5 protein-coding genes are annotated in these 6797 nt (G+C 42.5%); 2 read left to right on the forward strand and 3 right to left on the reverse strand.

Features of this window, described 5'->3' with window-relative positions:
- Window positions 1–1785: a RagB/SusD family nutrient uptake outer membrane protein gene (locus tag WKF69_RS02445; RefSeq protein ID WP_340379267.1), complete on the reverse strand. Its 1785-nt coding sequence runs from the start codon at window positions 1783–1785 to the stop codon at window positions 1–3.
- Window positions 1786–1806: 21 nt separating this feature from the next.
- Complete coding sequence (locus tag WKF69_RS02450; protein ID WP_340379269.1) at window positions 1807–5079, reverse strand: TonB-dependent receptor; 3273 nt, start codon at window positions 5077–5079, stop codon at window positions 1807–1809.
- Window positions 5080–5480: 401 nt separating this feature from the next.
- Between WKF69_RS02450 and WKF69_RS02455 the strand changes: the two genes are divergently transcribed.
- Complete coding sequence (locus WKF69_RS02455) at window positions 5481–5783, forward strand: SRPBCC domain-containing protein (protein WP_340379271.1); 303 nt, start codon at window positions 5481–5483, stop codon at window positions 5781–5783.
- Window positions 5784–6010: 227 nt separating this feature from the next.
- Here the strand turns inward: WKF69_RS02455 and WKF69_RS02460 are convergent, their stop codons facing one another.
- Window positions 6011–6199 carry a hypothetical protein gene (locus tag WKF69_RS02460; RefSeq protein WP_340379273.1) on the reverse strand — a complete coding sequence of 63 codons (189 nt, stop codon included), beginning with the start codon at window positions 6197–6199 and terminating at the stop codon, window positions 6011–6013.
- Window positions 6200–6464: 265 nt separating this feature from the next.
- Between WKF69_RS02460 and WKF69_RS02465 the strand changes: the two genes are divergently transcribed.
- Window positions 6465–6797, forward strand: a 333-nt coding sequence (locus tag WKF69_RS02465; RefSeq protein WP_340379275.1) for a hypothetical protein, incomplete at its 3' end; no start/stop codon positions are given.

Here is a 6797-nt window from a genome sequence, read left to right on the forward strand (position 1 = left end):
TCATTGCCAGCCGGGATTCTGACCGAGTTTCGGATTTTTCAAAAGATCCGTCTGGGGAATTGGATAGAAATATTGTTTATCGTTCCATTTCCTTGAGATCTCATTCATCCAGGTTAACTCACCAGATGTGCCATTTTTAAGTTGCTGAGAGTTTGTTGCACTTCCGATTTTTGGAGATACGTCCACAAACGTGACACCGGCAATATTGGCTGGCTTTGTACCCGAAAAGAATAGTACATCCAATACCCCATCCTCATTCAGGTCCATCGGTGTGTTAAGAGCAGGCACGTAAAACCCATTCCATTCCATCTGCATAAGCGGTCCTCTTTTCCATCTTAAAATGTCACTGAAGCGAAGCCCCTCGAGGCTTAGCTCGATTCCTCTTTCACGTCGAACTTCAAGGATAGTCGCGTCAGATATGCCGGGGAAATAGTTGGCAACAAGGTATGGATCAGCCACTGTTGGTTTGGTACTCAAGCCCCCTGTAATACCACCTCTTGCACGTAATCGCCCGACCGTGCTCGCCCACTCTGCATCCGTTAAGGTATTTAGTTCCGCTTTTGCTTCAGCGTAATTCAACAGGATTTCTGCGAAACGCATTAAAGCGACTGAGTTAATATTAAGATCCCGCGTATCATAGTACGTGTCATCAAGGGTCCATTTGATCGGTTGATATCCCGTAAAGGTGTAGGAAAAAAGTGGTGGGGCGGCAACCTGAACACCGCCATTTAATCTCTTATAGTCTCCTGAGCGGATGGTCTGTTTCAGTCTGAGGTCACGATTTTTCACCTCATCTTTAAACAACATGGTAGGATAAGCCGGATTGTTTGTAAAAGGAGTTCCGTCAATATTAAGGTATGTATTAATAAAAGTTCTCGTGAAACTCGCCTTTGCTCCGTAGGTACCGCTGGTCCACCACCAGTTGGCGTCGTGTAAGGCATTTAATGCCAGGTCAGCAGTCGAAGCCAGCATAACTTCAGCAGCGATTGGCGCAGGACTGGTGAATACCAACCTGTACGAAGTACCCGGCCCGCCTGTGGTATTTATAGAGTAGGTTCCTTTATCCATTAATACCTTTGCAGATGAAGCTGCATTTGTAAGCCACGCAGCGGCGGTACCTTGCAGGTTCAATTGGGTATGATATTTTCTGAAAGTTCCCTCAAAAAGGCAAATTCTGGATTTTAGCCCGAACGCAACATCCCGTGTTATGGTACTTCTTGTGGCATCCACTGGAGCCCTCATATTTGCGCAGGCATAATCAATGTCAGCTAACACAGAATCCATTACCAGCGCTCTTGAATCACGTGCATTATACAGCGCGGGATCTTCTATATCCAGAGGCTTTCCAATCCATGGAACATCACCAAACTTTTTTACTTTTTCAAAATAGAAATAAGCCCGGAAAAATTTCGCCAATCCAATATAGTGACGCCTGACATCGACTGGTACAGTGGGATCGTTATTATTTGAAATGAAATAATTTATATTCCTCAGATCAGTCCATGTCCACAAATTTGTCACCGTACTCGCCGCATAAGCATTTTCCTGGATAAAGGCTGGCACAGACTTGACCGCCAGGTAATCCGACATGGCGTCGAGAGTCGTCGGCCCATTATTATGCCGCGGCAGCATTTGGTAAAACGAGTTCGAGTATAATTGTAATCCGTTCTCACTTCCAAATACCGCGGATTTCGACGCGGTGGACTGAGGTTCCTGCTCAAGCTTCTCACAGGCAGCCACAAATACCATAAGTGGCAGGAGCAATAAATAATATTTTGTTTTCATAATTGTATTTTCTAAATACTATTAATATGTCAGGTTCAAACCAATAGAGATACTCTTGAGCATAGGGTAATTGTAGCCATCGCCCGCATTCCCATTGGTAAATACCTGGTCTGATGCCACTGTATTTTCAACATCGATACCCGATGTAATCTTATATAGTGGTGAATAGGTCCAAAGGTTTTCCCCTGAGAAGTATAGCCTTGCGCCTGTAGCCTTCACTCTGGATATCCATTTTTGAGGAAGGTTATATCCAACCTGGATATTTTTCATCCGGAGGTAAGCAACATTTTGCAAATATCTGGTTTGCGCAACTCCCAAAGTCCGGGTTGTGGCGTTGGATGCGGCTCGTGACATCGTACGAGGAAAATAGGCGTTAGTGTTTTCAGGTGTCCACATATTTCCTAAATGAAAATTCGGAATGTTATTATAAGGTCTGTTATACTGTCCCCAGAAAAACTCCGCTTCCGTACTTGGATACCAGTCTTGCTTACCTACCCCTTGAAGAAATGTACTGAAGTACAAGCTATTCCAGTCGGCACCAAGGCTTATACCATATGTATATCTGGGAGCATTGTTGCCAATAATCTTGCGATCACCTGGATTAGATACCCTATTAGTACCGATATTAATAAAACCATCGTTATTCAAATCAGCAAGCTTAATATCTCCCGGATACCAAAGGTTGGTTGGGGAAGCTCTCAATTGCGGGCCTTGTTTTGCATGTGCAGCTATCTCTGCCTGATCTATGAAAAACCCTTCCGTTTCGTAACCCCAGATCTCACCAAGAGTCTGGCCTTCATAAAAGTCACTTAACAGTTTATCAGGATTATTATATTTTGTGATTTTGGATATGTTATCTGCGAGCGTCAAGCGGATATTGTAACCTAATGGTTTAGCCATGCTTTTGATACGGTCTTGCCATGCCATTGACAGTTCCCAGCCTTTAGTTTGCATGTCAGCGTAATTACCTTTAGGAACAGTAGCTCCAAAGATTGCCGGCGCGGTCAAGCCTACCGTGAACATGTCTGTGGTATTCCGGATATAAGCGTCGCCCGAAAAGGTTAAACGGTCAGACAACAAAGCCAGGTCCAGACCAAGGTTCGAAGTGGTGGCTGTTTCCCAGGTAAGTCCGTTGGGCAAAACCGCTGGCTGACGGGTAATCGCAGGTTTAACACCGCCCAGGATCGGATCCGATGACGTAATAGTAAAATTTTCCTGATATATGTAAGAGTTTATATTTCCATTTCCCAGCGATCCGTATGAACCCCTGATCTTAAGATCAGAGATAAATTTTGGAGATATTTTCCAGAATGACTCCTGACTAACTCTCCATCCCGCTGAGAATGAAGGGAAGAATCCAAATCGCTGGTCTGTTGGAAACTTTGAAGATCCGTCATATCGCCCATTGATCTCAAGAAGATATTTGTTGTTAAAGACATAATTCAGACGGGAAAATCCGCCAAGTATCGCCCAGCGCTCATAACCCCCGCCTGTGGTAATTGCCTGTCCCAGCGCCAGATTAAGATCATTTGCACCGTCATAAATTATACCGTTACGTTGAACTGCAAGGCGTTTAAATGTAGATTGCTCATAATTATATCCTACCATAAACTTTAAATAGTGTTTATCGCGGAACGTGTTTTCATATTCTGTGTACAGGTTATTTGCCAGGTATTGAGTTTTCCTATTGTCAAATGACAGATCATTTGTCGTTGTACCCACGTAACTCGTCACCCCTTTAATTGCACTATATGGGACTTGCACCCGTTTGCGCTCCTCGTTGTTATCCTGATTCCGAAAGGTAAAATCACCATTTATACGGAACTTATTCCCAAAAAAACTTGTAGTGAAGCCGGTAGTATTACGGAATATTTGTCTGTTAAAGTTTATTCCGTTTTTTCCATAAGCAAAGTCGCCAACAGTATAAACAGCCGAAAAAGCCAAACTACCATCAGGATTGTACATCGCGGATGTTGGGTGACCTTCATCACCTATATTCCGCCAAATTCCGCCTCCTTCACCAACGTTCAATGGGTTGAAGTAGGACATCACAGAAAAATCTGCATTATTGTCAAGCTTCAGCCATGGAAAAACCTGTACAGCCCCCCGGGCCCTGAAATTCTTAATATCATAATCATCAGAATTATAACGAAACAAGCCATCCTGTTTCTGATACCTTCCTGATACAAGAAAAGTGATTTTCTCGCTGCTTCCACTTAGAGAAAGGTTATGCTCATTTGCACCATTGTTTGATTTGTATAACTCTTTATAAAAATCTGTGCTTGCATAATAGATGTATTCATTTGTCACAGGATCTACTTCGACGGTGTTATAAGGCTGGCCGGACTCTGCTCTTCTTTTAAATTCGGCCAGATAAGCCGGAGACCATTTCTGTGTTTTATTAGCGTTTTGCGGGAAGGAACCGTCACCATTAATAAATGATTCAGTAAACATTCTTGCCCAGGTATAACCGTCGGTCACAAAATCCGGAGCCACCACCGGATTTTTGGAGGCATAATTCGTCGAGTAGTTTATCGAGGTTCGTCCTCCCGAAGGTTTCTTTGTTGTAATCAATACCACACCAAACACTGCTCTTGCGCCATAAATAGACGAGGCTGCAGCGTCTTTTAGCATTGTTACAGTTTCAACATCATTAGGGTTAAGTAAACTTGGATCCCCCTCAACTCCATCGATCAGCACCAAAGCGCTCCCACCCTGGCCAATGGAGGTTGCACCCCGGATATTGAAACGTGGTGCCTGGTTGGGTTTACCATCACCAAGCCTGATATTTAAATTAGGCAAAACCCCCTGAAGGCCCTGGCTAAGATTTGGTATCGGTCTGTTTGCCAGCGCCTTTCCCGACACCTGATCAACAGCACCTGTAAGATTCTCCTTTTTCTGTGTACCATAACCAACCACAACAACCTCATTCAGTACCCCTGTTTCGGGGACCAGACTTACATTGCTTGTTGAGGTTAATCCGGAGCTCACAACAATCCCGGTTACGCGTTTCGGTTGGTAAGATATAAACGTAACGATCAGAGTGTAGGTGCCCGGTTGTGCCGTTAAAGAATAAGAACCATCTGAACCGGTTTGGACTCCGTTGGTTGTACCCTCAATTTTAACACTTGTTCCGGGAAGTGGGACTCCATTCTCGTCAGTAACTTTTCCGGTGATCCTCCCGTTTCCGGATTGTGGATAAGCGGTTTGAGTCTGAAAAATCAGTAAGGCTTGTACTAATAGGAACATACCTATAAGCATTCCTTTCCGCTGGTTGAGTAAGAATATTTTCATATTTTTTCGATTACTTATTGATTAAATAGTTTGCTAAGAACAGCGGCATGGGTTTCAATCAAATCTGCAGCTGGCAACCGGCTCTGCTTCAGGACCGGTTTATGCGTTTCAATGGGTTTATTGAATCATATTTTGTTATTTTTTTTAATAATTAAGATGTCTTGGAATGGCGCTAAGTTAGGATGGGCTTATTAAATGGATATTAAGATATCAATATCAGATTTCAATAAACTCAAGCAAAACGCACAATAAATATAATCAATAGAAATCGAAAAAAATAACAAAGCTGTAACTAAATGCAACATTCTGTTACCGTAAAAATAACAAAAGACAGCAAAATGAAAGCAGAAGAGAACAAGCGGTTGATTATCAGAAGAATATGATTTCTTTGGTTGTATGCTATGGCCGGCCCTAAAGGCGAGGAACATTGTGCATGGTTTGATTATACTTCTGTCCAGCCTTTGAACAGCTTTGCAGGAAAGGACTCTTTTTGCGATGCGAATGGAAAGATAGATGAAAGTATGACCGTATCTACATGGTCTAACCGCTTCTCTGGTACCCAAAATAAAACTACGGTTTCTGTAGAACTTCTGTTCGACACGGTTGAACATCTCGAACAGATGATTGAAATGGGCTTTAAGGAAGGTCTTTCTATGGGGATGGAGAATTTAGATGAGTTACTTGAGAAAGGGAAGATTAAGTGACAAGCGGACAATTCTTTTCGGTGATTAACCGCAGTTATGCCTCAAAGCACGATCAAAACGATCGTGCTTTGAGCCTTCGTAAAAGCGCTAGCTGGATCAGTTAATTCCAAGTAGTACATCGTATGAGCGAAATGACTTCAAACTCTAACAGGCAAACACAGAGCTTTCTGACCTTCTAGCAAAATATTTTCAGGATGAGAGCTGATAAGTGTTGCCTCGTAAATTACCTATGCGACATCTTTCCTGTTAAGGTATTGTTCTATTTTGATTGGATCGCATCCAACAACTTCAATAGCTGCATTTACCAGTTCCCGTCTCAGGCGGAGCAGATCTTCATTTGAATTCTCTGCAGCCTCGTTTATTGCAATAACCGGCCTCGCAGCCTCTTTGTGTAAGTTTCTATTTTTCAACATCATAGTAATCAGTTAATATTCAATTTTGCTGTCTATCCCATTATTTCAACAGGCTTATTCCATTAATAACAAAAACGCTGCCATATTGATAAGTACGACAAATGTGCGTTATGCGATTTACAATATAGGAAAACACATATTCTATAATCAACAAGCTTCTGTTAAATAAATGTTAAAAAAATCTCATACTTCATCTCTTCTTCATGTTCGGTACGGATATTGTATTAAAGTAGCCTGAAGAGGCTTACGATAATTTAAAACTACAACTATGAAAAAGATCCTTATTATTTTAGCCCTTTTTGCAGCATCGGGGACTATGACTACACAGGCGCAGATTAGCCAGTTACCAACGATTTTCGGCTCAAATGATAACACAGTTTATCGTGATGACCGTGGTGAATATCGATGGGAAATGCGCGAACGCAGAGTTTGGATACCTGAATACCGCACCCGCGGTGTTTTAGGAGTTGGAAGCCGTACAATACCAGGTCACTACGAAATGCGTAATGAACGCGTGAAAGTTTACCTTAACGGTGGTGACGGTGGTAAAAATAAAAAAGGCCATCCGCATGGAATGCCTCCCGGACAACGTAAAAAAATG

This window comes from Daejeonella sp., from assembly GCF_037719425.1.
Taxonomy (GTDB): Bacteria; Bacteroidota; Bacteroidia; order Sphingobacteriales; family Sphingobacteriaceae; genus Daejeonella.

Bases quoted from the DNA above. Each gene is read 5' to 3' on its own strand.
- WKF69_RS02455 (WP_340379271.1), top strand. From the start codon at position 5,481: ATGGCCGGCCCTAAAGGCGAGGAACATTGTGCATGGTTTGATTATACT.
- WKF69_RS02450 (WP_340379269.1), bottom strand. From the start codon at position 5,079: ATGAAAATATTCTTACTCAACCAGCGGAAAGGAATGCTTATAGGTATG.
- WKF69_RS02460 (WP_340379273.1), bottom strand. From the start codon at position 6,199: ATGATGTTGAAAAATAGAAACTTACACAAAGAGGCTGCGAGGCCGGTT.
- WKF69_RS02445 (WP_340379267.1), bottom strand. From the start codon at position 1,785: ATGAAAACAAAATATTATTTATTGCTCCTGCCACTTATGGTATTTGTG.